The organism is Curtobacterium poinsettiae, from assembly GCF_025677645.1.
Classification (GTDB): Bacteria; Actinomycetota; Actinomycetes; order Actinomycetales; family Microbacteriaceae; genus Curtobacterium; species Curtobacterium poinsettiae_A.
This window is the reverse complement of sequence record NZ_CP106879.1, coordinates 687680-713962: the sequence shown is the minus strand read 5'-3', so window position 1 is coordinate 713962 and position 26283 is coordinate 687680. Positions and strand designations below refer to the sequence as shown.

The 26283-nt window shown below is 71.3% G+C and carries 28 protein-coding genes and 3 tRNA genes; 16 read left to right on the top strand and 15 right to left on the bottom strand.

Going from position 1 to position 26283, the window contains the following annotated elements; translation table 11 throughout:
* Window positions 1-57: 57 nt before the first annotated feature.
* Window positions 58-609 (bottom strand): hypoxanthine phosphoribosyltransferase, encoded by a 552-nt coding sequence (gene hpt, locus OE229_RS03530; RefSeq protein WP_017887686.1) that lies wholly within the window; start codon window positions 607-609, stop codon window positions 58-60.
* 9 nt (window positions 610-618) lie between these two features.
* Window positions 619-1638: a tRNA lysidine(34) synthetase TilS gene (tilS, locus tag OE229_RS03525; protein ID WP_262139761.1), complete on the bottom strand. Its 1020-nt coding sequence runs from the start codon at window positions 1636-1638 to the stop codon at window positions 619-621.
* A gap of 64 nt (window positions 1639-1702) precedes the next feature.
* Between tilS and OE229_RS03520 the strand changes: the two genes are divergently transcribed.
* On the top strand, window positions 1703-2194 hold the full coding sequence (locus OE229_RS03520; RefSeq protein WP_027467055.1) for an inorganic diphosphatase: 492 nt from the start codon (window positions 1703-1705) through the stop codon (window positions 2192-2194).
* A gap of 235 nt (window positions 2195-2429) precedes the next feature.
* Here the strand turns inward: OE229_RS03520 and OE229_RS03515 are convergent, their stop codons facing one another.
* Window positions 2430-3902, bottom strand: coding sequence for a C40 family peptidase (locus OE229_RS03515; protein ID WP_182064261.1), 1473 nt, complete (start codon window positions 3900-3902; stop codon window positions 2430-2432).
* A gap of 34 nt (window positions 3903-3936) precedes the next feature.
* Window positions 3937-5214 (bottom strand): M23 family metallopeptidase, encoded by a 1278-nt coding sequence (locus OE229_RS03510; protein WP_262139759.1) that lies wholly within the window; start codon window positions 5212-5214, stop codon window positions 3937-3939.
* 258 nt (window positions 5215-5472) lie between these two features.
* Between OE229_RS03510 and OE229_RS03505 the strand changes: the two genes are divergently transcribed.
* The 3 genes from OE229_RS03505 to OE229_RS03495 all read left to right on the top strand — a co-directional run bounded on the left by OE229_RS03505 (window position 5473) and on the right by OE229_RS03495 (window position 5772).
* Window positions 5473-5545: transfer RNA gene (locus OE229_RS03505), tRNA-Glu, on the top strand.
* Window positions 5546-5621: 76 nt separating this feature from the next.
* Window positions 5622-5698 (top strand) — tRNA-Asp (locus OE229_RS03500).
* Between the two features lies 1 nt (window position 5699).
* A tRNA-Phe gene (locus OE229_RS03495) sits at window positions 5700-5772 on the top strand.
* A 141-nt stretch (window positions 5773-5913) separates the two neighbouring features.
* Here the strand turns inward: OE229_RS03495 and OE229_RS03490 are convergent.
* A complete protein-coding gene (locus OE229_RS03490) occupies window positions 5914-6924 on the bottom strand; it encodes an aldo/keto reductase family protein (protein ID WP_262139758.1) in 1011 nt (336 codons plus the stop codon).
* Between the two features lie 127 nt (window positions 6925-7051).
* On the opposite strand from OE229_RS03490, the gene OE229_RS03485 reads away from it, so the two are divergent.
* Window positions 7052-8044 (top strand): NAD-dependent epimerase/dehydratase family protein, encoded by a 993-nt coding sequence (locus tag OE229_RS03485; protein ID WP_209132692.1) that lies wholly within the window; start codon window positions 7052-7054, stop codon window positions 8042-8044.
* A gap of 136 nt (window positions 8045-8180) precedes the next feature.
* On the opposite strand, the gene rocD is transcribed toward OE229_RS03485, so the two are convergent.
* Together rocD and ddaH are read right to left on the bottom strand one after the other, a co-directional pair.
* Complete coding sequence (gene rocD / locus OE229_RS03480) at window positions 8181-9410, bottom strand: ornithine--oxo-acid transaminase (protein WP_209132691.1); 1230 nt, start codon at window positions 9408-9410, stop codon at window positions 8181-8183.
* The gene (gene ddaH, locus OE229_RS03475) at window positions 9410-10312 is read right to left on the bottom strand and encodes a dimethylargininase (protein ID WP_262139756.1); all 903 of its coding nucleotides are present in this window, start codon (window positions 10310-10312) and stop codon (window positions 9410-9412) included. The genes rocD and ddaH overlap by 1 nt, the downstream gene beginning before the upstream one ends.
* Window positions 10313-10548: 236 nt before the next feature.
* Between ddaH and OE229_RS03470 the strand changes: the two genes are divergently transcribed.
* Genes OE229_RS03470 through OE229_RS03455 form a run of 4 tightly spaced genes read left to right on the top strand, consistent with a single transcriptional unit; the run spans window position 10549 to window position 12972 of the window.
* The gene (locus OE229_RS03470; RefSeq protein ID WP_017887694.1) at window positions 10549-10986 is read left to right on the top strand and encodes an Lrp/AsnC family transcriptional regulator; all 438 of its coding nucleotides are present in this window, start codon (window positions 10549-10551) and stop codon (window positions 10984-10986) included.
* Window positions 10987-10996: 10 nt separating this feature from the next.
* The gene (locus OE229_RS03465) at window positions 10997-11377 is read left to right on the top strand and encodes a hypothetical protein (protein WP_262139755.1); all 381 of its coding nucleotides are present in this window, start codon (window positions 10997-10999) and stop codon (window positions 11375-11377) included.
* 3 nt (window positions 11378-11380) lie between these two features.
* Complete coding sequence (locus OE229_RS03460) at window positions 11381-12214, top strand: nitroreductase family protein (protein WP_182064253.1); 834 nt, start codon at window positions 11381-11383, stop codon at window positions 12212-12214.
* Complete coding sequence (locus OE229_RS03455; RefSeq protein WP_209132687.1) at window positions 12211-12972, top strand: YqjF family protein; 762 nt, start codon at window positions 12211-12213, stop codon at window positions 12970-12972. The genes OE229_RS03460 and OE229_RS03455 overlap by 4 nt, the downstream gene beginning before the upstream one ends.
* Here OE229_RS03455 and OE229_RS03450 read toward each other — a convergent pair.
* Entirely contained in the window at window positions 12944-13660 is a 717-nt protein-coding gene (locus OE229_RS03450; RefSeq protein ID WP_262139754.1) for a hypothetical protein, read from the bottom strand. The genes OE229_RS03455 and OE229_RS03450 overlap by 29 nt on opposite strands.
* A 92-nt stretch (window positions 13661-13752) precedes the next feature.
* Between OE229_RS03450 and OE229_RS03445 the strand changes: the two genes are divergently transcribed.
* The 5 genes from OE229_RS03445 to OE229_RS03425 are packed head-to-tail and all read left to right on the top strand — an operon-like array spanning window position 13753 to window position 15875.
* The gene (locus tag OE229_RS03445; RefSeq protein ID WP_263345015.1) at window positions 13753-14004 is read left to right on the top strand and encodes an SDR family NAD(P)-dependent oxidoreductase; all 252 of its coding nucleotides are present in this window, start codon (window positions 13753-13755) and stop codon (window positions 14002-14004) included.
* Window positions 13911-14747: an SDR family oxidoreductase gene (locus OE229_RS03440; RefSeq protein WP_263345014.1), complete on the top strand. Its 837-nt coding sequence runs from the start codon at window positions 13911-13913 to the stop codon at window positions 14745-14747. Before OE229_RS03445 ends, OE229_RS03440 begins: the two co-directional genes overlap by 94 nt.
* Complete coding sequence (locus OE229_RS03435) at window positions 14744-15091, top strand: hypothetical protein (RefSeq protein ID WP_262139753.1); 348 nt, start codon at window positions 14744-14746, stop codon at window positions 15089-15091. The genes OE229_RS03440 and OE229_RS03435 overlap by 4 nt, the downstream gene beginning before the upstream one ends.
* Before the next feature lie 33 nt (window positions 15092-15124).
* A complete protein-coding gene (locus tag OE229_RS03430) occupies window positions 15125-15667 on the top strand; it encodes a dihydrofolate reductase family protein (RefSeq protein WP_262139751.1) in 543 nt (180 codons plus the stop codon).
* 10 nt (window positions 15668-15677) lie between these two features.
* On the top strand, window positions 15678-15875 hold the full coding sequence (locus OE229_RS03425) for a hypothetical protein (protein ID WP_035809337.1): 198 nt from the start codon (window positions 15678-15680) through the stop codon (window positions 15873-15875).
* A gap of 111 nt (window positions 15876-15986) precedes the next feature.
* Here the strand turns inward: OE229_RS03425 and OE229_RS03420 are convergent, their stop codons facing one another.
* Window positions 15987-19556, bottom strand: a complete 3570-nt coding sequence (locus OE229_RS03420; protein ID WP_262139749.1) for a bifunctional proline dehydrogenase/L-glutamate gamma-semialdehyde dehydrogenase — start codon at window positions 19554-19556, stop codon at window positions 15987-15989.
* Window positions 19557-19684: 128 nt separating this feature from the next.
* Between OE229_RS03420 and OE229_RS03415 the strand changes: the two genes are divergently transcribed.
* The gene (locus OE229_RS03415; protein ID WP_262139747.1) at window positions 19685-20164 is read left to right on the top strand and encodes a MarR family winged helix-turn-helix transcriptional regulator; all 480 of its coding nucleotides are present in this window, start codon (window positions 19685-19687) and stop codon (window positions 20162-20164) included.
* On the opposite strand, the gene OE229_RS03410 is transcribed toward OE229_RS03415, so the two are convergent.
* From OE229_RS03410 to OE229_RS03385, 6 genes are all read right to left on the bottom strand, one after another.
* Entirely contained in the window at window positions 20161-20868 is a 708-nt protein-coding gene (locus OE229_RS03410) for an anti-sigma factor family protein (protein WP_259578515.1), read from the bottom strand. The two genes, OE229_RS03415 and OE229_RS03410, sit on opposite strands and share 4 nt — an antisense overlap.
* A complete protein-coding gene (locus tag OE229_RS03405) occupies window positions 20865-21380 on the bottom strand; it encodes a sigma-70 family RNA polymerase sigma factor (RefSeq protein ID WP_071245305.1) in 516 nt (171 codons plus the stop codon). The genes OE229_RS03410 and OE229_RS03405 overlap by 4 nt, the downstream gene beginning before the upstream one ends.
* Window positions 21377-22066, bottom strand: coding sequence for a YceI family protein (locus OE229_RS03400; RefSeq protein ID WP_182064245.1), 690 nt, complete (start codon window positions 22064-22066; stop codon window positions 21377-21379). The genes OE229_RS03405 and OE229_RS03400 overlap by 4 nt, the downstream gene beginning before the upstream one ends.
* Before the next feature lie 43 nt (window positions 22067-22109).
* Complete coding sequence (locus OE229_RS03395) at window positions 22110-23207, bottom strand: TerC family protein (RefSeq protein ID WP_262139745.1); 1098 nt, start codon at window positions 23205-23207, stop codon at window positions 22110-22112.
* Between the two features lie 119 nt (window positions 23208-23326).
* Window positions 23327-23854 (bottom strand): AAA family ATPase, encoded by a 528-nt coding sequence (locus OE229_RS03390; protein WP_262139743.1) that lies wholly within the window; start codon window positions 23852-23854, stop codon window positions 23327-23329.
* Between the two features lie 87 nt (window positions 23855-23941).
* Window positions 23942-25306, bottom strand: coding sequence for a hypothetical protein (locus OE229_RS03385; RefSeq protein WP_262139741.1), 1365 nt, complete (start codon window positions 25304-25306; stop codon window positions 23942-23944).
* Between the two features lie 99 nt (window positions 25307-25405).
* Here OE229_RS03385 and OE229_RS03380 point away from each other — a divergent pair, with 99 nt between their 5' ends.
* On the top strand, window positions 25406-26263 hold the full coding sequence (locus OE229_RS03380; protein ID WP_262139740.1) for an NAD-dependent epimerase/dehydratase family protein: 858 nt from the start codon (window positions 25406-25408) through the stop codon (window positions 26261-26263).
* The last annotated feature ends 20 nt before the right edge of the window (window positions 26264-26283 follow it).

The window sequence follows — 26283 nt, the reverse complement described above, 5'->3', positions numbered from 1 at the left end:
GAACTCACCCCCGGGCCAGAGTCGGCCGAGTGCGACCCGAGCGCAGCGGTCCGTGCGTCAGGAGTAGACGTGCGGAGCGAGGACGCCGACGCCGCGCAGGTTGCGGTAGCGCTCGTCGTAGTCCAGGCCGTACCCGACCACGAAGGCGTCGGGGATGTCGAAGCCGACGTACTTCACGTCGACCTCGACCTTGGCGGCCTCGGGCTTGCGCAGCAGGGCGACGATCTCGACGCTCGCGGCACCACGGGACTGCAGGTTCTGCTTGAGCCACGACAGGGTGAGACCGGAGTCGATGATGTCCTCGACGATCAGGACGTCGCGGCCGTGCAGGTCGGTGTCGAGGTCCTTCAGGATCCGCACCACGCCGGACGACTTCGTGCCGGAGCCGTACGACGACACCGCCATCCAGTCCATCCGCGCCTGCATCTTCAGGTGGCGCGAGAAGTCCGCCATCACCATGACGGCACCCTTGAGCACCCCGACGAGCAGCGGGTCGCGGCCCGCGTAGTCGGCGTCGACGACCGCCGCGAGCTCGGCGAGCTTCTCGTCGATCTGCTCGGGGGTGAAGAGCACTTCGGACAGGTCTGCCTGGACGTCGGAGAGTTCCACCACGCCAGCCTAACCGGCGCTGAACTCGATGCGGTCGCCGGTCCGCGTGGCACGGACGCCCGGCAGGTCGATCGGGCCCTGTCCGCTCCAGTCCGTGACCAGCCGGCAGACCTCGAGCGTCTGCACGCGCGACAGCGTCACCCCGAACTCGCTCTCCACCGCCAGGCGCACGAGTCGCTGCCGGAGCGCCGGCGGGTTCGCCCCGAGCGCCCGGACCGACAGCGAGATGCCCGCTTCGGAGTGCTCGGCGATGTCCTCCGCGATCTCCTCGGCGAAGTGGTCGAGCGCCGCGGAGTCCTCGCGCAGCTGGTCGGCCGTCCGGGCCAGGGCCTCGGGCACCCCGGGGCCGAGCTCCCGCTCGAGCACCGGGAGCAGGGTGTTCCGCACCCGCACCCGTGCGTACGCGGGGTCGTCGTTCTGCGGGTCGTGCCACGGCGCGAGCCCCGCCGCGGCGCACGCCTGCCGGGTCGCGTGGCGCCGGACCGACAGGAGCGGCCGGCCGTACGCCGGGCCGCCGTCGCGTCGGGCGAGCGGCTGCATGCCGGACAGGCTGTCCGGCCCGCTGCCGCGCAGCAGGCCGAGCAGCACGGTCTCAGCCTGGTCGTCCAGCGTGTGGCCCAGCAGCACCAGGGGCGACCCGGTGGCGGCCGCGACCTCGGCGATCGACGCGTGGCGGGCCTCCCGGGCGGCGCCTTCCGGGCCACCGTCGGAGCCGACCGTGACCCTGCGGACCGTCACCGGCTCGAGTCCCAGTTCGGATGCCTGCCGGGAGGCGCGGCTCGCGACCGCCTCGGAGCCCGCCTGGAGCGCGTGGTCGACGACCACTGCCCCGGCTCGCAGACCCTGCTTGCCCGCTTCGAACGCGGTGGCCGACGCCAGCGCGAGGGAGTCCGGTCCGCCGCTCAGGGCGACGAGGACCAGGTCGCCTGCGGCGACCACACCGTCGTCGACGGCTGCGGCGAGCAGGTCGCGGACGGCCAGGCGGGTCTCGGCGACGGCGGGGTCGAGCCGGGGACGCGGAGAGTTCACCCGGTAACGTTAGCCGCGCTTTCGCAACACACGACAGTCCCCGAAGCAGACACAGGAGCGCAACATGGCCGCGTACGACGTCGTCGTCGAGATCCCCAAGGGCAGCCGCAACAAGTACGAGGTGGACCACGAGACCGGTCGCGTCTACCTCGACCGCGTGCTGTTCACCTCGTTCGTCTACCCCACCGACTACGGGTTCTTCGAGAAGACCCTGGCCGACGACGGTGACCCCGTGGACGCGCTGCTGCTGCTCGAGTTCCCGACGTTCCCCGGCGTCGGCGTCAAGGTCCGCCCCGTCGGCGTCTTCAAGATGAGCGACGAGGCCGGCAACGACGAGAAGGTCCTCGTCGTCCCCGCCAAGGACCCGCGCTGGGCGCACATCCAGGACATCTCGGACGTGCCGGAGCAGACGAAGGCCGAGATCGCGCACTTCTTCGAGCGCTACAAGGACCTCGAGCCGAACAAGTGGGTCAAGGCCGAGGGCTGGGGCGACGCCGCCGAGGCCGAGCGGATCGTGCAGGCCGGTCAGGCCGCGTACGTGCCCGGCTCGCACTGACGATCCCCTGACCACGAACGGCGCCCGCTCTCCATCCGGAGGGCGGGCGCCGTTCTGTGGTGGTGCTGTTGCGCGGCGCGGCGCGTGCGGGGGCAGGGCGTGCGGGGGCACGCGGGGCGTGCGGGAGCGCGCCTGGTGGAAACGGGCGTACCGGGTGCGCTGATCCGTGCAGGTACGCCCGATCACGCTTGCTCCCGCAGCCGCTCTGGGAAAGAACGGGCACACCGGGAGCGGGCTACAGGGAACCGCTCGGGCGGGCGACGTACGGCATGAGCTGGTTCGGCAGCCAGATCGCGCGCTCGACGACGCCGACGCCGGGGCGAGCGGCCTCGACCATGGTGCCGTAGCTCGTCACGATCGAGTCGTGGTACGCCCCCGAGGCCGTGCCGTTCGACGAGTAGAACAGGATGTCGCCCGGCTGGCGCTGGGACAGCGGGACGAGGCGGCCGATCGACTTGAAGTAGTTGTACTGCCAGACCACGTTGTGCCCACCGGTCGCGATGCCCTGCGAGCTGTAGGCCATCATCACGAGGCCGGAGCAGTCCCAGGTGTTCGGGCCGGCACCGCCGAGGACGTACGCCTTGCCGAGCTGCCCACGGGCGTAGGAGATCGCGCCGGCGGCCTTCGACGGGCTGCTCGGGGCCGGAGCGGGGGCAGGGGCGGGCGCGGGAGCTGGGGCGGGAGCCGGCTTGCTCGGCGTGCTCGGCTTGCTCGGGGTGCTCGGCTTCGCGGGGGTGCCGGGGTTCGACGGGGTGCTGGGCTTGGACGGCGTGCTCGGCACGGCCGGGGTGGAGGTCCCGCCGGAGGCGCTGCCGCCGGTGTTCCCGGTGGTGCTTCCGCCAGAGGTACCGCCGTCGCTGCCAGAGCCGGTGCTGCCCGTGTCGCCCGCGTTGCTGCCGCCGGTGGCGTTCCCGGTGCCGGCATCGCGCGTCTGCTTCGCGATGGCCGCCGCGGCTGCCTTCGCCTGCTGCGCACTCCAGTACGCGGTCTCCGTCGCGACGCTCGTGCCCTTCAGGTACGCGAGCTGGCGCAGGACCTCGTCCTGCTGGTCCTGTTCCTCCTGCACCCGAGCCTGGGCGTCGGCGGACACGTCGTTCGCGGTGGCGAAGGCGGTCTTCGTCGTCTCGGTCGCCTTGCTCAGGGCCTTCTCGGCCGCGGACTGCTGCGCTGCGAGGGACTCGACGGTCTTCTGGTCAGCGCGTGCCTCGGCCAGGACCGTCGCGGAGCGCTCGGACAGGTGCGACATCGTGCCGACGCGGTAGAGCAGGTCCTTCGAGTCCGACGAGTCCATGAGCATCGTCGTCGACAGGTCACCGCCGCCCGTTCGGGACAGCTCGACCACGAGCCCGGCGACCTGGCCCGCCGAGTCGTCCGCCCGGTCCTTCGCGCGCTTCGACTGCGCGGACAGGTCGGTGAGGGTGTCCTTCGCCTCCTGCTGCTGCGACGCCGCGAGGGCGTACGCCTGCCCGGCCTGCTGCTCGGCGACACCGGCCCGGTCGGCGGCGTCCTGCAGCGCGCCGAGCCGGTCGCTCAGCTCGTCGACCGTCTGCTGGGCGTCGGCCGCGTCGGACTTGGCGGCCTTGACGTCGTCCCAGGACGGACCAGAGGGTGCGGCCTGGGCCGGTCCGGCGATGACGACCGACAGGCCGATGCCGAGCACGGCGATGGTCGCGATCCCGCAGGAGAACGAGCGAGCGGTGGTGGTCATGACGTGGGTCGACGCCTTCTGGTGGCGCTGATGCTCATACCGAGATCCCCCGCGCTGCCATGAAGGGGACCGGGTCGACGGCGGCGCCGTTGATCCGGGTCTCGAAGTGGAGGTGGCACCCGGTCGACCAGCCGGTCGAGCCGATCTTGGCGATCTGCTGACCCGCGGTGACGTGCTGGCCGGCGGTGACCATGATCCCGCCGTCGACGACGTGGCCGTACGCGGTGGAGATGCCGCCGCCGTTGTCGAGGATGACCTCGTTGCCGTAGCCGCCGCCGTTGCCGGCGAAGGTGACGGTGCCGTCGTGTGCCGCGTAGATCGGGGCGTAGCAGGCCGGGGCCAGGTCGACGCCGGCGTGCAGGGCGCTGACGTGCGTGTAGGGGTCGACGCGGTAGCCGTAGGGGCTCGTCTGGAACCCGCCCGCGGGTCGGACCCAGCCCGCCGGGTTGGCACTGCCGCCACCGGTGCCGCCCTGGCTGGTCGCCGCGGCCTCGGCTGCTGCCTTCGCGGCGGCTGCGGCGAGGCGGGCCTGGCGTGCCTTCTCGGCGGCGACGCCCTTGCGGTAGTCGGCCTCGACGCCGCGCTGCTTCGAGGTGAGCGCGGTGAGCTGCGCCTCGAGCCGGGCCTCGTTGTCGTTCTGGGCGTCCACCGCGGTCTGTGCGGCGTCGGCGGCACCCTGCGCCTGCTGCATCTTCGACTGTGCGGCGTCGGCGAGGTCCCCGAGGGCCTGCTTGGCTCGGTCGGCCTTGTCGGCGAGGCCCTGGGCCACACCGCGGTCCTGCGAGGCCTGCGCGTAGATGCCCTCGGACTGCTCGCTGAGCTTCGACATGGCACCGAGCTCGTAGAGCAGGTCGCCGGAGTCGGACGGGTGCGTGAGGATGTCCGTCGTCACGTCGTCACCGCTGGTACGACCGAGCTGGGCGGCGAGCTGACCGGCCTGCTCCTCGGACCGCGCGGCGGTCTGCTCGGCGTCGTCGGCCTGCGACTGGAACTTCTTCTGCTTGAGCGTCGCCTCGTCGTACTTGTTCTGCGCGGCCTGGTACGCCTCGCCCGCGGCCTGTGCGGCCTTCTGCTTGGCGGCCGCCTCGCTCTTCAGCGACGAGATGAGCGACTTGATCTCGCTGACCTTGGCCTGCTGGGCGCTGGTCGAGGACTTCGCCTGCTGCACCTCGTCCCAGCTGGGGTAGCTCGCGGCGCTGGCGGACGACGTCGGGGCGATGGCCGCGAGCGTGCCGGCCGTGAGCGCGACGGCGACCGCGGCGGCGATCAGGCGGCTGCGGGAGCGGAGGGAGGAGGGAGTGGAGGTCGACATGTATCTCGATTTCGTAACAGCGCGGCAAGGCTCACGCACGTAACACTGTTAACAGGTGCAACAGTAACAACACGGATTGCAGGCTCGACAGCCCCTCGGACGAGGGGTGCGACCGCCGACGATGCTCGCACCGGCAGTATCGGAGACCCGTGCGCGGACGCCGCGACACGCCGGGGATGCACGGTTGGCGGGGTCGGATTTGTGAAACCCGGGGGGCGTCCGTATGCTTGTCCATCGGTAGCGCGATGCACTGCTTGCGGCCCTATCGTTTAGTGGCCTAGGACACCGCCCTTTCACGGCGGCAGCACGGGTTCGAATCCCGTTGGGGTCACTCCTTGAGTGAGCGAGCAAGTAGTACTGAACAACACCACAGCAAGACACAACACGCAGTACCCACAACACAACATGGCCCTGTAGCGCAGCTGGTTAGCGTGCCGCCCTGTCACGGCGGAGGTCGCGGGTTCAAGTCCCGTCAGGGTCGCCACGGCTGGATAGCTCAGTTGGTAGAGCGTTCGACTGAAAATCGAAAGGTCCACGGATCGATGCCGTGTCCAGCCACCGGTGAAGGCCCCCTGCTTCGGCAGGGGGCCTTTTCCGTTGTCCGGCCGGTGTGACGTCGTTCGCAGAACACCGGTGTTCGCGCATCGAACCGCGGCAGGCGCGTGTGCAACGGGCGAACACCGGTGTTCTGCGGAGGGGCTAGGCCTCGCGGGTCTTCGGGCTGCTGTCGTTCGTCTTCGCGGGGTCGCGCTCGACCACGGCACCCAGGGCATCGTCGATCCGCGACATGAGTTCCGCCGGGATCGTGACGCCGGCGGCCCCCGCGTTGTCGTGGACCTGCTCCGGGCGCGATGCCCCGATGATGGCGCTCGCGACGTTGTCGTTCTGCAGGACCCACGCGACGGCGAGCTGCGCCATCGACAGGTCGAGCTCCTTCGCGATCGGCTCGAGCTCCTGCACCGAGGAGAGCACCTCGTCACGCATGAACCGCTTGATCATGTCCGCGCCGCCCTTGTCGTCGGTCGCGCGGGAGCCCTCGGGCAGCGGCTGCCCCGGCTTGTACTTGCCGGTGAGCACACCCTGGGCGATCGGGGACCAGACGATCTGCGAGATGCCGAGTTCCTTCGAGGCGGGGACGACCTCGCCCTCGATGACCCGCCACAGCATCGAGTACTGCGGCTGGTTCGAGATGAGCTGGAAACCGAGCTCCTTCGCGAGCGCAGCACCGGCCCGCAGCTGGTCCGCGGTCCACTCGCTGACGCCGACGTACAGGACCTTGCCCTGGCGCACGATGTCGGCGAAGGCCTGCATCGTCTCTTCGAGCGGGGTCTCGTAGTCGTAGCGGTGCGCCTGGTACAGGTCGACGTAGTCCGTCTGCAGCCGCTGCAGCGACCCGTCGATCGACTCGAGGATGTGCTTGCGGGACAGCCCGGTGTCGTTGTGGCCCTTCGGACCGGTCGGCCCGAACACCTTCGTGGCGATCTCGAGGGACTGGCGCCGCTCCCCCTTGAGCGCTTCACCGAGGACCGTCTCCGCGCCGGTGTTGGCGTAGACGTCGGCGGTGTCGAACGTCGAGATGCCGACCTCCAACGCCGCCTTGACGCAGGCGATGGCCGCGTCGTTCTCGACCTGGGAGGCGTGGGTGAGCCAGTTGCCGTAGGTGATCTCGGAGACCTTGAGGCCCGAGTTGCCGAGGTAGCGGTACTCCATGTGCGTGTCACTCCTGTCGTGGGGCGCGTCGGTGCGACCCGAACCGTGACGGTAGTCGGCTCGGACGGTGCAGGATCACATGGGACGACGGCGCGACGCTGCGCCGCATCGAAGCGAGGGAGCATCCATGACCGGAGCGAGCGTGTTGTTCATCGGCGGGAGCGGCGTCATCAGCGCCGCCTGCGTCCGGGAAGCCGTCGAGCAGGGGTTCGACGTGACCGTGCTCAACCGGGGGACCACCGGGGGCAGGCCGATCCCGGAGGGCGTGACGCGCCTCCAGGCCGACGTGTCGGACCGCAGGGCACTGGCGGACGCACTCGGCGACCAGCGCTTCGACGTGGTCGTGAACTGGATCGCCTTCACACCGGACCAGGTGCAGGCCGACGTCGACTTCTTCGCCGGGCGGACGCGGCAGTACGTGTTCATCAGCTCGGCCTCGGCGTACCAGACGCCGGCGACGCACCTGCCGATCACGGAGTCGACGCCGCTGAAGAACCCGTACTGGCAGTACTCGCGCGACAAGATCGCGTGCGAGGAGCTGCTGATGGAGGCGTACCGGGAGCAGGACTTCCCGGTGACGATCGTGCGGCCGTCGCACACCTACGACGAGACGAAGCTGCCGCTGACCGGCGGCTGGACCGCGGTCGCGCGGATGCGTGCCGGGAAGCCGGTCATCATCACCGGCGACGGCACCTCGTTGTGGACCCTGACGCACAGCCGTGACTTCGCGGTCGCGTTCACGGGGCTGCTCGACCGTGCCGAGGCGATCGGCGAGCCCTTCACGATCACGAGCGACGAGGCGCCGACGTGGAACGCCATCGCGCACGAGATCGCTGCGGCGGCGGGCGTCGATGACCTGCGGATCGTGCACGTGCCGGCGGACGCGATCAACGCGGTCGACCCCGAGTGGGGCGCGGCGCTGCTCGGCGACAAGGCGAACAGCTCGGTGTTCGACAACAGCAAGGTCCGGTCGCTCGTGCCGTGGTACCGGCCGCGCACCACCTACCGGCAGGGTGTGCGTGAGGTCATCGCCTGGTACGAGGCGCACCCCGAGGAGCAGGTCGTCGACGAGCGGCTCGATGCCCTGATGGACGAGTTGGCGGCGCGCTGGGCGGTGTGAGCCGCACTCGGTGACGGGCGCCGGCGCCCGCGGCCCCCGCCCACGCGCCCCGGCGCACGCAAGACACCGGTGTTCGCGCTCCGCACCGCGGAATGCGGGGGTTCAACGCGCGAACACCGGTGTCCCGCGGATCAGATCAGGCGCGCGCCGCCAGGACGTCGGCCAGGGTTCCGATCGCGAAGCGCACCTCGTCGTCGGTGACGACCAGGGGCGGCGCGAAGCGGATCGTCGACCCGTGGGTGTCCTTCACCAGGAGCCCGCGGTCGGCGAGGTCCTTCGCGATCGCCTTGCCGGTACCGAGCGCGGGGTCGATGTCGATGCCGGCCCAGAGTCCGGCCACGCGGTGCGACACGACGCCGTGCCCGAGGAGGTCGTCGAGCAGGCCGCGCAGCAGCGGTTCGCCCTCGAGGGCCCGCTGCTGGAACGTGCCCTCACCGAGCATCGCCACGACCTCGGCGCCGACGGCTGCGGCGAGCGGGTTCCCGCCGAAGGTCGATCCGTGCTCGCCGGGGCGCAGGACACCGAGGACCTCGCGCGAGCCCACCACCGCGGACACCGGCACGATCCCACCGCCGAGTGCCTTGCCGAGCGTGATGAGGTCGGGCCGGACGCCGACGCGTTGCACGGCCAGGGTGTGGCCCGTCCGCCCGAGGCCGGACTGGATCTCGTCGGCGACGAACAGCGCACCGAACTCGTCGCAGACCTCCCGGACGGACGACAGGTACGAGGCCGGCGGGATGACCACGCCGCCCTCGCCCTGGATCGGCTCGAGCAGCACGGCGACGACGGTCTCGTCCATCGCCTCGCGCAGGGCAGCGGCATCGCCGTACGGCACCGTGCGGAAGCCCGGCGTGAACGGCCCGAAGTCGTCATGGGCCGAGGGGTCGTCGGAGAACGAGATGATCGTCGTGGTGCGGCCGTGGAAGTTCCCGGACGCGACGATGATCGTCGCCCGCTCGGACGGCACGCCCTTGACGCGGTAGCCCCAGGCGCGGGACACCTTGATCGCGGACTCGACGGCCTCGGCGCCGGTGTTCATCGGCAGGACCATCTCGGTCTCCGTCAGCGCTGCCAGTGCTGCGGCGAACGGCCCGAGCTGGTCGTTCACGAACGCGCGGCTCGTGAGCGTCACCCGGTCGAGTTGCGCCCGTGCGGCGTCGAGCAGCCGCGGGTTGCCGTGGCCGAAGTTCACCGCCGAGTACGCGGCGAGGCCGTCCAGGTACTGCTTCCCGTCGACGTCGGTGACGGTCGCTCCGGCGCCCGACGCGATGACGACGGGCAGCGGGCTGTAGTTGTGCGCGAGGGCGCGGTCCTCGACGGCGAGCGCCGCCGCGGTGTTGACCCCGAGCGACGCTGCCGCCGACATCAGCTGACCCCGAGCGAACGCGCGACCGAGGTGCCGGTGCCGACCGGGTGCAGGTCGAGCGTGCAGCACTTCACACCGCCACCGCCGAGCAGCAGCTCGGACAGGTCGACGCCGATCGGGTTGTAGCCCTTCTCACGCAGCTGCGACGCGAACGTGGTCGCGCGCGACGCGATCACGACGTTGTACCCGTCCGAGTACGAGTTCAGACCGAGGATCGCGGCGTCCTCCTCGGTCGCGATGATCGCGTCGGGGAAGCGCTCGCGCAGGATCGCCAGCGACGGCTCGTCGAAGGCGCTCTCCAGGTAGGCGATGTTCGACGTACCGTCAGCCGCGGGCTCCGGGTCGAGCACGGCGATGGCGGTGTCGAGGTGGTAGAAGCTCGGGTTGATGAGCTTGAGCGTGACGACCTCGCGGCCGTAGATCGTCGCGAGCTCGTCGTGGGAGGTGCTGTCCGACCGGAAGCCCGTGCCGGCGAAGATGGTGTCCCCGATGAGCAGGAAGTCACCCTCGCCCTCGTTGGTCTGCTCCGGCTCTGCGACGGTCAGGCCGGCCTGGCGGAACCAGTCCATGTACGCCGGGCCCTCGGGCTGGCGCTCGGGGTACTGGAACTTCGCGCCGTACGCGATGCCGTCGAGGACGAACCCGCCGTTGGCCGCGTAGACCATGTCCGGCAGGCCGTCGATGGGGTCGATGTACGAGATGTCGAAGCCGAGCTGCTCGTAGACGGTGACGAGCGACTCCCACTGCTCGACGGCCTTCGACGTGTCGGTCGGCTCCTCCGGGTGCATCCACGGGTTGATCCGGTAGCTCACGGTGTAGAAGTCCGGCTTGCACATCAGGATCGTGCGCTTCGTGGCGACACGGGCCGGAGCGGCGGGAGTGGCGGGTGCGGTGTTCGACATCAGTCCTCCGAGGACCGGGGTCCGAGCCTGCCAGGAACCACCACTGAAGAGATGCTCCGGCGAGATGCAGGCTCACTCGCCGTAGCGGACCAGGTCGACGCCACTCAGAAGTCTGGCATGAACCGTCCGACGAGTGCAGTCCCCCGCCTGCGGGACCGTGACACCCGTTCGGGTGACGCACGTTTCGTGCGCGAGACCCACCGGCCTCGCAACAAGTCCGCGTACGATGGGGACAAATGGATACGCTCGACCACCGCATCCTGGATCAGCTCCGGGACAACGCCCGCGCCGGCTACGGCGACATCGGGTCGGTGGTCGGACTCTCGGCCTCGGCCGTCAAGCGCCGTGTCGACCGGCTGGTCGGTGACGGCGTCATCCAGGGCTTCACGATCAAGGTCGACCCCGCCGTCGAGGACCGCGGCACCGAAGCCTGGGTCGAGCTGTACTGCCGCGGCACCGTCTCGCCGGACGAGCTGCGTGCCCTGCTCGACACCGTTCCCGAGGTCATCGACGCCGGCACGGTCACCGGCAGCGCCGACGCCGTCGTGCACATGCGCTCGAAGGACCTGTCCGCGCTCGAAGAGGCGCTCGACAAGGTCCGCCTCGCACCCCAGGTCGACCACACCCGCTCCGCGATCGTGCTCTCCAAGCTCGTCAGTCGAGAGACCGCGTAACGTCCCGGACATGGGATGGAAGACGGCCGGGAGGCCCGGATCACCGCCCACGGGATCGCGCCCGGCCCGGCAGCTGGTCACCGCTGCGAGCGTCGCCTACGTCGCGAACTGCCTGTGGGGCACCGCGGTCGCCGTGCGGCTGATCCGCACGAAGAAGCTCCGCGTCGTGCACCACGGCCTGTTCGTCGTGACCGCGGCCCTGACCGGCGTCGCCGCGACGACCCCCGCGTGGACGCGCGACCGGACCGCGCTGTTCCTGCTGCCGGCACTCGTGCCCCTGGCGGTCGCTCCACGCACCGACCCGCGCTCCGGAGCACACTGGAAGGTCGCGGTCGCCGCCGCACCGTCCTACCTGGGGGCCGTGCTCGCCCGCAGGCGATCAGAGAGGTGAGCAGTGGAGCTGTTCGAGGCCATCCGACGACGACGCACGACGAACGGGCCGTTCCTGCCCGATCCGGTGTCGGACGAGCACCAGCGGCTGCTCATGGAGCTCGCCGGCCGGGCGCCGTCGCAGCTCAACAGCCAGCCGTGGCGCTTCGTGCTGATCGAGGAACGCCAGACGATCGACCGCGTCGCCGAGATCAGCGGCAGCTCGATGACCCGCACCATGGCCGAGGGCACGTTCTTCGAGCGGTACAAGCCGTACTTCCGGTTCTCCAAGGCCGAGATGGACTCCCGACGCGACGGCATGCTCTTCGACAAGCTCCCCGGGCCGCTGCGGCCGTTCACGAAGCAAGTGTTCACGAAGCGCGGGCAACTGCTCATGAACACGCTCCGGGTGCCGCAGACCCTGGGTGAGGAGAACCGGAAGCTCGTCGCCGGGTCACCGCTGCTGCTCGGCGTGATGCTCGACCGTCACGAGTACCGGAAGGAGGAGCTGTCCGGCTTCTACTCGGTGTTCAGCATGGGCGCGGCGATGGAGAACATCTGGCTCGCGACGACCGAGCTCGGCCTGGGGATCCAGTTCGTGTCCTTCCCGATGGAGACCCCCGGCGCGTGGGAGGAGATCGAGGGACTGCTCCGTGTGCCCGAGTCGCTCGAGCTGATGGCCGTCTACCGGATCGGGTACCTGCCGCCGGAACGACGACGGCCGGCCATCGACTGGACGTCGAGCGAACGCAAGCGACCCTCGCAGTACGTGTTCCGCGGCACCTGCGACACCCCGCAGCAGGGGTGGGACGACGCACCCGTCGCAGCCCACATCGAACCGGAGGCGACCACATCGTGACCGACACCCGACCAACTCAGAGCACCCCGGGCCTCCCGGCCGTCGCCCCCGGCCTGCCGGGCCGCCCCTGGATCTCGCAGGACTGGCTCGACGTCGTCTTCGTGCACTGGCGCGTCGACGTGTCGGCGGTGGCGCCGCTGCTGCCGGCCGGAACGCGGCCCGACACGATGGCGCTCGACGGCACCGACGACGGGGTGACCACCTGGGTGGGCCTCATCGCGTTCCGGTTCGAGGACACGCGATTCCCGCCGTTCTCGACCGGGAGCATCGGCGACTTCGTCGAGCTGAACGTCCGCGTCTACACGGTCGACGAACAGGGGCAGCGCGGGGTGGTGTTCCTGTCGCTCGACGCCGGCAAGCTCCTGCCGACCATCGGCGCACGCGTCGCGACCGGACTGCCGTACCGGTGGGCGGTCGCCCAGTCGCGTAGCGGTGACGGCCGCGTCGGGTACGCGATGCGTCGCCACGGTACCCACCTGCGGTCGATGCTCGACGTCCGTGTGGGCGAGGCGCTCGACGAGCCGGGGCCGCTCGAGACGTTCCTGACGGCGCGGTGGGGCATGCACGTGCACCGGGCCGGGCGGACGCGGTTCTGGCCGAACGAGCACGAGTCGTGGCCGTTGCACCGGGCTTCGGTGGTGTCGCTGCGGGACGACCTGGTCGGAGCGGCCGGGCTGCCCTTCGGGCTGACGGAGCTCGAGCCGGACTCGGTGCTCTACTCCCCGGGGGTCACGACGCGGTTCGGTCGGGGGCGCTGAGCGGGTCGTTGCCCGGCGGCTCCGGTGCCGGTCGCAGACCGCCGGCGTCCCCTGCCCCGTCGACGTCGGGTCCAGGCGTCCTCGACGCGGCTCGCCAGTTCAGCACCGCGACGACGACGGCAACTGGGACGACCAGGATGCTCCACCCGATCCACAGCGATGCGTGCGCTTCGTCGACGACCGGGACCGTCAACGCCACGACGGCGTACACCGCCGCCACCACCGCGACGGCCGCCGACGCCACCGCACGACCGCGCCGCTCGAACCGCGTCGGGTCGTCGCGCCGCATCGTGTACAAGCCCGTCGCGCCGACCACGTACGCGGTCAGGATCGTCCGTGCGCCCACCGCGAAGGCGAACACCGCCAACGCGACGCCGACCGCGTTCCACACGAGGACCCGAGTGCGGTGCAAGCGCCAAGACGCCGCGCGACTCGGGTACCAGTACGCGCGCCGTCCGGCGACCGCGAGCACGAACGCACCGACCAGCCCGACGGCACAGGCCGGGATAACGACGGGCAGGGCGGAACGCTGCAGCCAGATACCGATCGCCAGGATCGCCATCGCCCCGGCGGCCAGAGCCGTCGGCGGCCCCCACCACTGCTCGGGGACGATCGGCGTCCGGCGGATCCAGCGCGGCTGCGGCTCCGCGTCCGGCTCGGGTTCCACGGGGTCGTCTCGCGTGTCCACACCACCATCATGCTCGGCCACCGCCCTGCGGCACGGGTCGTCGGGGGACAGCGGCTGAGTGGTGCACGGTCGACCGCAGGTACAAGGGAGCCATGACTCGAGTGGCAGTGGTGACCGGTGGATCCGCAGGACTGGGACGGGCGACCGTCCGGGAGCTCGCCGCACGGGGGTGGGACGTGGCCGTCCTGGCCCGCGGTCAGGAGGGCGTCGACGCCGCGGCCGCCGAGGTCGAGGCCGCCGGACGCCGGGGATGGCCGTCGCCGTCGACGTGTCCGACCGTCAGGCCGTCGAGGCCGCTGCCGACCGGATCGAGCGGGAGCTCGGACCGATCGACCTGTGGGTGAACGGCGTCATGGTCGGCGTGTTCGGCAAGTTCCTCGACACCGCGCCGGAGGACTTCGAACGGGCGCTGCACGTCACGTACCTGGGGTTCGTGAACGGGACCCGGGCCGCACTGTCGCGGATGGTCCCGCGTGGCCGTGGCCACGTCATCCAGGTCGGGTCGGCGCTCGGGTTCCGCGGCATCCCCCTGCAGGCCGCGTACTGCGGTGCGAAGCACGCGATCGTCGGGTTCACCGAGTCCGTCGTCTCCGAGCTCCGCGAGCAGGGCAGCAAGGTCCGGGTCTCCCGCGTGGACATGCCGGCGCTCAACACGCCCCAGTTCCAATGGGTGAAGTCGAAGCTGCCGCACCACCCACAGCCGGTCGCCCCGATCTACCAGCCCGAGGTTGGCGCCCGCGCCATCGCCGCCGTGGCCGAACGACCGCGCAGCCGCACCTGGGTGGGCGAGTCGACGGTCTACACGATCCTCGGCAACCGGATCAGCGGACGCTTCGCCGACTGGTACGCCGCCAAGACCCTGGTCGACGGGCAGCAGGCGCCGGACAAGGACGGCCTCGAGATGCGGGACAACCTGTACGAGCCGGTGCCGGGCGACCACGGTGCGCACGGGGTCTTCGACGAGTCGGCGCACGCCTGGTCGCCGCAGACCTGGTGGGTGGAGCACCGCCGGGTCGGCAACGGCATCATCGGGGCCGTGCTCGGTGCCGCCGGGGCCGTCGCACTCGTCGCGGGACGCCGACGATGAGCCGCCGGGGATCCGGGCTGGCAGCGCCCTCGCTGGTCGAGATCGGTCGGGCCGGACTCGGGCTGTGGCACCTGAGTCGCGCCCTGCGCGGCCGGGAGCAGGCGGTCCTGCACGGCGTGCTCGGTGTCCGGCAGCTGGCGCAGGCGCTGCTCGTCACGCGCTCCGGCACCGGGAACGCGCACACCCTGAGCGCCGTCGTCGACGCGCTGCACGGTGTGACCATGGCGCCGCTCGCGGTCGCCGACCCCCACCGCCGTCGGTTCGCCGTCGACCAGCTGTGGATCGCGACGGTCCTGGCGGTCGCCGAGGCCGCCGCGGTCGGTCGCGGGCAGCGCCGACGCTGATCCTGTCGGGGGTGCTCGGTAGCGTCCCCCGACATGAGCACGATCTACTCGGTCGCCTCGTCGCTCGACGGGTTCGTGGCCGCACCCGACGACGACCTCGGCTGGCTGCTGCAGTTCGGCTTCGAGCCGTTCCAGGAGCACCACGACCGGTTCTTCGCGGGCGTCGGTGCGATCGCGATGGGGTCGACCACGTACGAGTGGTTGCTGACCCACGACGACACCTGGGCCTACCCGGACGTGCCGACGTGGGTGTTCACCTCGAGGACGCTGCCGGTGCCGGACGGCGTCGACGTGCGGTTCGTCTCCGGCGAGGTCGGCGACCACCAGGCCGACCTCGAGCGCGCGGCCGGTGACCGTGACGTGTGGGTCGTCGGCGGCGGGCTGCTCGCGGCGCAGTACCAGCAGGCGGGGCTCCTCGACGAGCTGCGGGTCACCGTGATGCCGGTCGCGCTCGGCGCCGGCGCACCGCTGTTGCCGGTGGCGGCCCCGACCCCGGTGTTCGCGCTCGTCGGTACGACGCCGTTCGAGGGCGGGGCGGTCGAGCTCCACTACCGTTCCGCAGCAACCGCGGCGTAGCGTCCGGAGCATGAGCGACAACGAGCAGACCGAGCCCGTCATGGACGGTGCCACCGATGCCACGAACCACGAGAAGCTGCAGGGCCTGATCGAGCAGGTCGACCACGACCACGCCGGTGAGGGCGCCGGCGCGATGGCGGACCACCTGCGGGACCGCATGGACGAGACCGGCGTCGAGGACGAAGACGCGGGTGACGCCGAGGACTGATCCTCGAGTCACTTCGTGAGCAGAAGAGGTCGGGTCCCGTCTGGGAACCCGACCTCTGCTGCTCACGAAGCGGAACGCACGAAGCGGAACGCGCGCGAAGCGCGCACGCGCCTAGACGCGCAGCCCGGAGAAGTCGCTGTCGACGTCGCCGAACCGGTGCGCTGTGATCGACACCGACTGCTCGCGCAGGTACGGCAGCATCTCGATCACGCCGGCCTCGACCACGGGGGCGTCATGGATCGCGACGTCGATGCTCGCACCCAGGGCTTCTTCGAGGGCCAGGGGGTCCCCGCCGAGCAACCGGATCCGGGCTCCGGGACCACCGAACGCCGTGTGCGCCGGCCGGTCCTGCCCCTGTGACAACACGGCCTCGAGCGCGTCGACGGGCTGGTCGTCCTGATCGGTGGACCAGTCCGCCTGGAACACGGCCCCCGAGGACGCACGGGCGTGGAACTCCTGGTCGGACTCCACCAGGTGGTCGACGACGTCGAGCGGCGACCGGTTCCCCGCCAGCAGCTGCGTGAGCGGGCCGGGCAGTGGCCGAGCCGTGCTGAGCAGGATGTGCGCACGTGCCGAGGTCGCGGCGACGAGCGTGCGGACGAGGTCCACGGTCGAGGCGTCCTCGGCCTGGCGCACGATGACGGACTGGGGTCGGTGGCGCAGCACGTTCCGCTGCACCACGAGCCCGGACAGGTCCCGCGACCGGAAGAGGGTCTCTCGTGCACGCACGTCGCTCAGGGCCCCGGCGCGGACGCGGTCGAACTCCTCGAACGACAGCCCGCTGCGTGCGGCCTCGATCACCGCGGTGACGCGTGGGGGCAGGCCGTGCAGCTGGATGCTCTTGTGCACGGTCCGGGGCGTGGGCAGCCAGCGGCCGAGGGTCGCGACGTACATGGGGCCGCCGGCCTTGGTGCCGGTGCCGACCGAGGAACCCTTCCAGCCGCCGAACGGCTGACGTCCCACGACGGCACCGGTGATCCCGCGGTTGACGGACAGGTTGCCGGCGCGGACGCGGGCGAGCCACTCGGACACCTCGTCGACGTCGAGCGAGTGGATGCCCGCCGTCAGCCCGAAGTCGGTGCCGTTCTGGATGGCGATGGCCTGCTCGAGGGTCTCGGCTCGCATGATGCCGAGCACCGGGCCGGAGTACACGGTCTGGTGGAAGTCGCTGCCGGGTCGGACACCGTCGCGGATGCCCGGCGACCAGAGCCGGCCGGAGTCGTCGACCGCCTCGGGCTGCACGAGCCAGGACTCCCCCGGCCCGAGCTCGGTCAGACCGCGGCGGAGCCCGCCCTGCGGTTCTGCGATGAGCGGGCCGACCTGCGACGTGGGGTCGTCGGGCCACGCGACGCGGAGCGTGCGGGTCGCGTCGACGAGCTGCCGCTGGAAGCGCTCGCTCTCACCCACCGATCCGACCAGGATCAGGAGGGACGCCGCCGAGCACTGCTGTCCGGCGTGCCCGAAGGCGGACTGCACGATGTCCTGCACCGCCAGGTCGAGGTCGGCGCTCGGTGTGACGACGATGGCGTTCTTGCCGCTCGTCCCGGCGGTGAGCGGCAGTCCGGCACGCCACCATCGGAACGAACGGGCGGTGTCGGACGAGCCGGTCAGGATGATGCGGTCGACCGTGGGGTGGCCGATGAGGTCGCGGCCGAGTTCGTCCTCGGCCAGGTCGACGAGCTGCAGCAGCGAGTGCGGCACCCCGGCGTCCCAGAGCACGTCGGCGAGCACGGCACCGGAGCGCTTCGCCTCGGGCGCGGGCTTGAGCACGACACCGCTGCCCGCGGCGAGCGCCGCCAGCACGCCACCGGCGGGGATCGCGACCGGGGAGCTCCACGGCGGCACGACGACGGTCAGCCGCGGCGGCACGTACTGCGCGCCCTCGACGTCACCGAGGCGCCGGGCGCTCTCGGCGTAGTAGTGGGCGGCGTCGACGGCCTCGGTCACCTCGGCGTCGGCCTCGGCGAAGGTCGTGCCCGTCTCGGCGGCCATCACCTCGATCAGGTCGGCGCGGCGGGTCTCGAGTTCGTGCCCGATGAGGTCGAGGAGCTCGGCACGGTCGGACGGGTCCTGCCGCCCCCAGTTCACGCCGGCCTGGGCGGTCCGTGCCATGATCCGCTCGAGCTTGGAGCGGTCGGCGACCTTCGCACCGCGGATCGTCTGCGCGCCGAGCTGTGAGCGCGGCACCCGGCGCAGGACGTCGAGTGCCCAGGCCCGGTTCGCGGCGATGGACGGGTCGGTGTCGGGGGCGTTGCGGAACGCGTCGCGCAGGACGGGTTCGCCGAGCGCACGACGGCGGTCCTGCGTGCGGTGGGTGGCGGGGACGGGCTCGTCGAGTGCGGTGACGGACGCCAGGAACCGGCTGTGCTCCCGCTCGAAGACGCTGGCGTCGTGGTCGATGTCGGACGCGGCGGCGATGAAGTTCTCGGGGCTCGCGCTCTCCTGCAGGCGACGGGCCAGGTACGCGATGGCCGAGTCGAACTCGTCCGGCTGCACGACGGGCGTGTAGAGCAGGATCTGCCCGACGTCGGCCCGGACGGCCTGGGCGTGGGTGGACGCCATGCCGAGCAGCATCTCGACGTCGACCGCGTCGGTGACCCCGCGGCGCTGCGCGAGCACCCACGCGGTGGCGAGGTCGAACAGGTTGTGTCCGGCGACCCCGATCCGCACGGCGTCGGTGCGCTCCGGCGTCAGTGCGGCGTCGAGCATCCGGAGGTAGGCCGTGTCGGTCTCGCGCTTGCTGCCCCACGTGGCGAGGGGCCACCCGTGCAGGATCGCGTCGACGTGCTCCATGGCGAGGTTCGCGCCCTTGACGAGCCGCACCGTGATCGGGGCACCGCCGCGCGCCCGGCGTTCCTGCGCCCACTCGGTCAGCGCGTCGAGTGCTCCCGCCGCGTCGGGCAGGTAGGCCTGCAGCACGATGCCGGCCGGCAGGTCGGCGAACTCGTCACGGTCGAGCAGCGCCCGGAACACGGCGATGGTGACGTCGAGGTCGCGGTACTCCTCGATGTCGAGGTTGATGAACTTGGCGGGGCGTCCGGCGGCCGTCGGTGCCGAGGCCAGGCGGTAGAGCGGGACGAGCCGGTCGACGACGCGCTCGACCGTCTGGTCGAAGGCCCACGGCGAGGTCTGCGGCACGACGGCGCTCACCTTGATCGACACGTGGTCGACGTCGTCGCGGGCGAGCAGGTCCATGGTGCCCTGCAGGCGTCGGTCGCTCTCGGCGCTGCCGAGGACGGCTTCGCCGAGCAGGTTGACGTTCAGTCGCGTCCCCGGACCGCGGACCTTGGCGAGGGCGGGGCCGAGCTTGCTCGTGCTCGCGTCGATGACCAGGTGCCCGGTCATCCGGCGCAGGATCCGGCGCGCGGTCGGGATCACGGCCCAGGGCGCCATGGTGGCGAACCCACCGCCGAGCGTCACCGCCCCGCGCAGGTACCAGGCGAGGAAGTCGGGGACGTCACGGCTCAGCTGCTCGAGGTTGCGTGCCGCCACCCGGGGGTCTTCGGGGCGGATGACCTTGTCCACGAACCCACGGGTGAAGTCGAGGCCCTGCTCGTCGCGCAGGACCTCGGCCAGACGCGCAGCACCCGGGTCGGGCTTCACCCCGGCGGACGCCGCCAGCCACCGGCGCACGAGCGCGACGGCGTCATCGGTGGTGTCCTGGAGGCGAGCACTCGGCATCCTCCGATCGTATGCCGCACGTCCGACGCGACCTCGGAGCACGCCGTACGTCGGCCAGGAGTCATCCGAGCGGATGAAAGGGGTCGCTGCGCGGTCCGACCGTCCGCCCGGTGGATACGCTGGTCGGCATGTCGACGGAGGGCAACGGTGGCCGCGACTGGGCCACCTGGGACGCGTACCACGACGTCTGGCGACGACTCGACCGGGCGCTCGACCGGGCCGTCCAGGCGGGCGCCGGCATCTCCGTCCCCGAGTTCGAGATCCTGATCGGCCTGCACCGTGACCCCGACCACCGTCTGCGTGTCCGGGACATCGCCGCGGGGATCGGCTGGGAGAAGTCGCGCGTCAGCCACCAGGTCACGCGGATGGTCTCCCGCGGCCTGGTCGAGCGGGCGGACTGCCCGAGCGACGCCCGTGGCAGCTGGGTGGTGATGACCGCGGACGGCCGTCGCGCGGTGCTCGCCGGCATCCGCGCGCACACCGGTGCGCTCGAGGACCTGTTCTGGAGGCCCGTGGGGACCGACGCCGAGACGCTGCGGTCCGTCAGCGCGCGCGTCCAGGACGCCATCGGCCCCGACGATGCGTCGGACGAGGCCGAGGCCGGTTAGAGCGTGACGACGGCGAGCGCGCCGCGCTCACCGCGCAGCCGGACCTGCACGCTCTCGATGTCGTCCCGCGGGATGTCCGTCGACGCCGACAGTCCTCGGGCGTCCGCACCGGCAGCCGTCCACGAGCCCACGGTCTGCGTCGTGCCGTCGGTCCGGACGACCACCAGGTCGTAGAGGATCGACCCGTCCGGCGACCACTCCTTGCCGCCGTACGAGCACCCCCAGTCGAAGCGGGTGCCCCACTGCTCGCCGCTGATGGCGAGCTGGACGTCGAGTCCCTGCACGCCGGTCATGTCGTAGCGGTCGGCGGTGGCAGCTGCCGTCGGAGTGGCACCGGCCTGCACCGTGGTGCGCTCGCCGGCGGCACCGACCGCGAGCCCGCCCAGGACGGCGGCGACCACCGCGAGCCCCGTGGTGGCGGCGACCCAGACCCGGCGACGGCGGCGACGGTGTCGGACGCGGTGCGCGACGGAGGCGAGGTCGCTCTCGGAACGGGTGTCGGGCCTCCCGTCTGGTTCTGCGATCTCGATCGCCTGGTCGGCCGGCAGCTTGCCGAGCAGCCCCGGCAGACCGACCAACTCCGCGACGGCGGCCGCGCAGCGGTCGCACGTCTCAAGGTGCCGTTCGTACTCCAGCCGCTCAGTGGCCGGGAGCGACCCCAGGACGTACGCCGCATCCCACTCCGCGTACCTGTCGTCGCTCATCGGGTCACTCCTCGTTCCTGCAGTGCGAGCCGCAGGGCTCGCAGCCCGTAGTGCAGCCGCGACTTGGCGGTGCCCTCCGGGATGTCGTGTCGTCGTGCGATCTCCGGCACCGTGTGCCCGAGCCAGTACGCGTCCACCACCACGCGGCGGTGGTCCGGGGTCAGCGACGCGAGTGCGTCGGCGACCACGATCCGGTCGAGCACGGCGTCCGTGCTGTCCGACTCGATCCGTTCGACCTGGTGCTCGGTGCCGTGCTCACGGCGGTTGCGGGCCGACCGTGCGTCGTCGACCACCAGGTTGCGCGCCACCGTGAAGAGCCACGCCCGCGCGCTGTCGGGTGCCCGTTCGAGCACGGCCGGACGCTGCCAGGCGCGGACCATCGTCTCCTGCACGACGTCCTCGACCGTCGAGCCGTCCCGCGTGAGGTGCCGGACGTACCGCGTGAGCGCGTCACCGTGCTCGCGGTACAGCGTCGCGAGCAGCTCGTCCGCGGAACGACTCGTCACGGTCACTTCCCGAGGTCGAGGGAGAACTCGACGGAGCCCTTCCCGTCCACGGTGACGAAGCCGAGCGACGGCGCCTTCACGCCGTAGTCGGCGAAGGTGATCGGCACGGTGCCGGCGACCTGGACGGTGCCGCCCTCGCCGACCGCGACCTGCGCATCGGCGGTGACCGGCTTCTCGACGCCGTGCAGGTCCATCGTGCCGGTCAGGGTGACGTCCTGCGTGGAGCCGTCGAGCGCCTTCGTGACGTCGACGGGCTTCGTGAGCTCGAACGTCGCGGTCGGGTACTTGTCGGTCTGCAGTGCGGTGGAGCGGAAGTACTCGTCGCGGGCGGCTTCGGGGGTGCTGATCTTGCCGACCTGCACGGTGACGGACGCCTTGGTGAGGGACCCACCGTCGACGACGGCGGTGCCCTTGACGTCCTTCGTGCGACCGACCACGTTCACATCATTCCCCTGCAGGACCTCGTGCACCCGGTACCCGGCGTACGAGCTGCTCTTGCTCGTCCAGGTGCCGTCGGCGTCCTTCGCGTCGAGGGTGCCGGACGAGGACGCCGACAGCGAGGGTGCTGCGGCGGCCTGGCCGTTGACGGTGTTCGCGTAGATGACCGGGCCGGCGATGACGGCTGCTGCCGCCACGACGACGACGCCGGCGGAGATCCCGATGATGACCTTGGTTCGTTTGCGGAGTGCCATACCCTGAACGACGAGGTAGCCGGGCGGATCGTTCAGACGGGTTTCAGTCGGCGGTGCGGGCGCGGTCCTGGTCGGATCGGTCCTGGTCGGATCGGTCCTGGTCGGCCCGGTCGTCGTCGGTCGCCGCTTCGCCGTCGGTCGCGGTGTTCGTCACGGCGCCGTCGTCGGTCGCGGGGGTCTCCCCGCGCATGCGGACGAGGCTCGCCAGCGTCGACACGGCCATCGCGGCGACGATCACCAGCAGGGACACCCACGTGTTGATCTCCGGCGCCCACTCGATGTGGTGGCCGCCGTTCAGGAACGGCAGCTCGTTGTCGTGCAGCGCGTGCAGGACGAGCTTCACACCGATGAAGGCCAGGATCACGGCGATGCCGTACTTCAGGTAGACGAGACGCTCGAGCAGTCCGCCCAGCAGGAAGTAGAGCTGGCGCAGACCCATCAGCGCGAAGACGTTCGCGGTGAACACGATGAAGGGGCTCTCGGTGATGCCGAAGATCGCCGGGATCGAGTCGAGCGCGAACAGCAGGTCGGTGGTGCCGATCGCGATGAGCACGATGAGCAGCGGCGTGAAGTGCCGGACACCGTCGTGGTGGGTGCGGAACTTCATGCCGTCGTACGTGTCGGTGAGTCGGACCCGGCGGCGGAGCAGCCGGACGATGAAGGTGTCCTTCTGGTCGTCCTCGTCCTCGCCGCGGAGCTGCTGGATCGCCGTCCAGATCAGCCAGGCGCCGAAGATGTAGAAGATCCACGAGAAGTTCTCGATGAGCTGCGCGCCGACCAGGATGAAGATCCCGCGGAGCACGAGCGCGATGATGATGCCGAGCAGCAGCACCTCCTGCTGGATCTTCTTCGGCACCGAGAAGCGCGCCATGATGATGACGAACACGAACAGGTTGTCGATGCTCAGGCTGTACTCGGTCAGCCAGCCCGCCAGGAACTGCCCCGCGGAGTCGCCACCGGCGAAGACCAGCATGAGCACCGCGAAGACCAGTGCGAGCCCGACGTAGATGCCCACCCAGACGCCGGATTCGCGCAGCGTCGGCACGTGCGGGCGACGCGCGACGATGAGCAGGTCGGCGAGCAGGATCGCGACCAGGGCGATCATCGAGCCGACTTCGAACACGACGGGGAGCTCGGGCATGCGGAGCCTTCCTTGCTGGTGGTGGGGCGGGCAGCTTCGTGAGCGACCCGCACCAGTCTCCGGCATGATCCGGGCGGTGGCGAACCCGGAGGCTGCGTGCGGCGGACAGGCTCGTCCTGTCAGCGCGCTGACGTCACCGCGTCCGCGACGGCTCGGGCCACCTCGGTGGCAGGGACGTCGGTCGCGTCGATGACCTCGGCCTCGGCGTGCAGCCAGCCGCGCGCCGCCTCGGCGTAGGCGTCGACGTACGCGAACCGGAACGTGGACGGCCCCACGATCGGGTCGTTCTGGATCCGGTCGCGGAGCGTCGACTCGTCGACGTGCAGCAGGAAGTGCCGGACCGGGATTCCGTGAGCATCGAGCCCCGCGGCGATCTCACGCCAGTACGCCTCGACCAGGACCGTCATCGGCATGATGAGCGGCCCGCCCACGTAGTCGTGCACCCGGCGAGCGGTCTCGACCACGAGCGGCCGCCACGGGTCCCAGTGCTGAAAGTTGTCGCTCTCCGGCAGCCCCGGCGTGACGTCCATCAGCACCTCGCCGACCTTCTCGGCATCGAGGATCCGCGAGCCGGGCAGCAGCGGCTGGAGCAGTCGGCTCGTCGTGGTCTTGCCCGCCCCGTGTGTTCCGTTCAACCAGACGATCACACCAGGACCCTAGCCGCCGACCACCCCGAGGGGCGGTCGGCGGCTGGTCGGCCGGGCAGTCAGCGGTTCGGCCGACCGGTCGGCCGGTCAGCGACCGCTGAGGTCGTACGGGGCCACCGTCGAGTCGACCGTGGTCAGGTACCCACCCCCGGCGAGCGCCGTGGGCAGCGTGATGGTGCGGAGCACGGATGGCTTCGCACCGGTCGTGTCGATCTGGGTGATCTTCCCCTCGTCGCCCCGCGTCACGAACACGCTGCGGCCGTCGTCGGTCGCCGCGGTGAACCGCACCGACGTGCCGGCGGCCGACTGTGCGGCGACGGGCCCCTTGCGCAACGGCGTGAGCGGGACCGAGGTCGTGCGGCCGGAGTAGACACCGTCGGCCTGCTTCCGCACCAGGACGAGCGAGTCCCCGGTACCCGACGTCAGCGCGACGGCGGCGAACCGGGCGGTGACGGCGACCCGGGTGAAGGACCCGGTGCCGAGGTCGACACTGCTGATCCTGCTGGACGACGTCGACGAGGTGGTCAGGTAGGCGGGGACGGCGTTCCACGGGGTGCCCGCGGCCGTGGTCCCGGCCTGCGTGCCCACCGCGGTCGTGCCGTCCGGTGCCATGCGGGGTCGGTAGCTCTGCTCGCTCGGCTTCGGGTAGGCGACGGACCGGGAGCTCGTGAAGCCGGTCCGCGTCACCCGGACGGTCTGCACGCCGGCGGCGAGGTCGGAGCCGATCACCGTCCCGGTGGCGTTGACGATCGGGCCGTGCGGGTAGGCGCCGAGTGGCGTGGTCGCGACCGGGCGCGGATGCGTTGCGCCCTGCATGATCGCCGAGACGGAGTAGGCGTCGAGTCGTCCGCCCGCGGTGACCACCAGGCGCAGGGGGCTGCCGACCAGGAACGTCTCCACCTCTTCCGTGCCGCGCTTGCCCGTCGTGGCGAGCTGCACGGCCGAGGTGTCGATCCGAGCAGTGCGCTCCGTCTTCCGCCGCAGGTCGATCACCGTGACCCGCTGGCGCTCGGAGCCGTCGAAGTCGGAACCGACCGCCAGGTGACGCCGCGCGGTGTCGGTGGACAGCCAGCCGGCGCGCTCCCATCTGCCGTCGCCGTTCGGGATCGCGTAGTGCTGCGCAATGCGAGCCGTGCCGCGGGGGCCGATGGCGAGGACGTCGAGCTGCGGCTTCGACTCGTCCATGAACGCGATCCGCCCGTGGCCGAGCTGCACGGAGCCCGCGTGGGTGCCGAACTCGATCCCGCTCAGGGTGGCGGTCCGCCGGCCCGTCACGGCGTCGTTGACGTACACGCGCTTCGCCGTCGGATCGGCCGTGACGAGCCAGCTGTGGTGGGCGGTCCGGGTCACGGTGGGTGCAGCCGAGGCGGGGACGGCGATCGCGGCGCCGACGAGCGGGACGAGCCCCGCGAGGACGAGTGCGGGGAGGAGACGCAGGGATCGAGCGGACATGGAGCTCCTGTCGGGAAGACCGGACGGTGGTCGCCCAGTTGAGAACAATTATCACAAAGCTCCCCGCCTTCCACCATGAGACCGTGCCAAGGTCGAGCCGTGCAGAACTCCACGACAGCCGTCATCGCCGGATGCGGCGACCTCGGGACCGAAGCCGGCCTGCGCTTCGCCGACCAGGGCCACCACGTGATCGGACTCCGCCGCCGCGCCGAGCTGATCCCCGCACCGATCACCGGCCGGAGCGTCGACCTGCGCCACGAGGTCCCCGAGATCCCCGCCGACACGAGCGTCGTCGTCGTGGCCTTCGCCGCCGGCAGCCGCGACGTCGACGAGTACCGCGCCACCTACGTCGACGGCCTGCGCAACGTGCTCGACGGCATCGACGCCTCGGAGGCCGACCCCCGGGTGCTCGTCGTGTCCTCGACCGCCGTGTACGACGTCTCGGACGGCAGCGAGGTCACCGAGGAGACACTCGCGCGTGGGGCGACCCCGACCGCCGAGGTCCTGGTCGAGGCCGAGGTCCTGCTGCGCGAGCGCGCCCCCGGCGCCGTGCTGGTCCGGCTGTCGGGCGTCTACGGTCCGGGCCGCGAGCGGCTCATCGACCAGGTCCGGTCCGGATCCGCACGGCTGGCGCCGGGCACTTCACCGCACACGAACCGCATCCACCGCGACGACGCCGCCGCCGCGCTCGTGCGCCTGGCGGCCCTGCCCGACCCGGCACCGCTCTACCTGGGGACGGACGACGAGCCGAGCCGGCTGGACGACGTGCTGCGGTTCCTGGCCGACGAACTCCACGTCGCCGAGCCGTCGACGGGCGACGGTGACGCGCGGCAGGCCGGCGGCGACAAGCGCCTGTCGAACGCGTTGCTCCGGTCGACGGGATGGACGCCCCAGTACCCGACGTTCCGTGAGGGCTACCGCGCCGTGCTGGCCGGTGAGGGCACCCGCCACCCCTGACACCCCGCAAGACACCGGTG

Bases quoted from the DNA above. Each gene is read 5' to 3' on its own strand.
- OE229_RS03520 (WP_027467055.1), top strand. From the start codon at position 1,703: ATGGCCGCGTACGACGTCGTCGTCGAGATCCCCAAGGGCAGCCGCAAC.
- OE229_RS03515 (WP_182064261.1), bottom strand. From the start codon at position 3,902: ATGACCACCACCGCTCGCTCGTTCTCCTGCGGGATCGCGACCATCGCC.
- OE229_RS03510 (WP_262139759.1), bottom strand. From the start codon at position 5,214: ATGTCGACCTCCACTCCCTCCTCCCTCCGCTCCCGCAGCCGCCTGATC.
- OE229_RS03490 (WP_262139758.1), bottom strand. From the start codon at position 6,924: ATGGAGTACCGCTACCTCGGCAACTCGGGCCTCAAGGTCTCCGAGATC.
- OE229_RS03485 (WP_209132692.1), top strand. From the start codon at position 7,052: ATGACCGGAGCGAGCGTGTTGTTCATCGGCGGGAGCGGCGTCATCAGC.
- rocD (WP_209132691.1), bottom strand. From the start codon at position 9,410: ATGTCGGCGGCAGCGTCGCTCGGGGTCAACACCGCGGCGGCGCTCGCC.
- ddaH (WP_262139756.1), bottom strand. From the start codon at position 10,312: ATGTCGAACACCGCACCCGCCACTCCCGCCGCTCCGGCCCGTGTCGCC.
- OE229_RS03470 (WP_017887694.1), top strand. From the start codon at position 10,549: ATGGATACGCTCGACCACCGCATCCTGGATCAGCTCCGGGACAACGCC.
- OE229_RS03465 (WP_262139755.1), top strand. From the start codon at position 10,997: ATGGGATGGAAGACGGCCGGGAGGCCCGGATCACCGCCCACGGGATCG.
- OE229_RS03445 (WP_263345015.1), top strand. From the start codon at position 13,753: ATGACTCGAGTGGCAGTGGTGACCGGTGGATCCGCAGGACTGGGACGG.
- OE229_RS03440 (WP_263345014.1), top strand. From the start codon at position 13,911: ATGGCCGTCGCCGTCGACGTGTCCGACCGTCAGGCCGTCGAGGCCGCT.
- OE229_RS03435 (WP_262139753.1), top strand. From the start codon at position 14,744: ATGAGCCGCCGGGGATCCGGGCTGGCAGCGCCCTCGCTGGTCGAGATC.
- OE229_RS03430 (WP_262139751.1), top strand. From the start codon at position 15,125: ATGAGCACGATCTACTCGGTCGCCTCGTCGCTCGACGGGTTCGTGGCC.
- OE229_RS03425 (WP_035809337.1), top strand. From the start codon at position 15,678: ATGAGCGACAACGAGCAGACCGAGCCCGTCATGGACGGTGCCACCGAT.
- OE229_RS03420 (WP_262139749.1), bottom strand. From the start codon at position 19,556: ATGCCGAGTGCTCGCCTCCAGGACACCACCGATGACGCCGTCGCGCTC.
- OE229_RS03415 (WP_262139747.1), top strand. From the start codon at position 19,685: ATGTCGACGGAGGGCAACGGTGGCCGCGACTGGGCCACCTGGGACGCG.
- OE229_RS03410 (WP_259578515.1), bottom strand. From the start codon at position 20,868: ATGAGCGACGACAGGTACGCGGAGTGGGATGCGGCGTACGTCCTGGGG.
- OE229_RS03400 (WP_182064245.1), bottom strand. From the start codon at position 22,066: ATGGCACTCCGCAAACGAACCAAGGTCATCATCGGGATCTCCGCCGGC.
- OE229_RS03395 (WP_262139745.1), bottom strand. From the start codon at position 23,207: ATGCCCGAGCTCCCCGTCGTGTTCGAAGTCGGCTCGATGATCGCCCTG.
- OE229_RS03385 (WP_262139741.1), bottom strand. From the start codon at position 25,306: ATGTCCGCTCGATCCCTGCGTCTCCTCCCCGCACTCGTCCTCGCGGGG.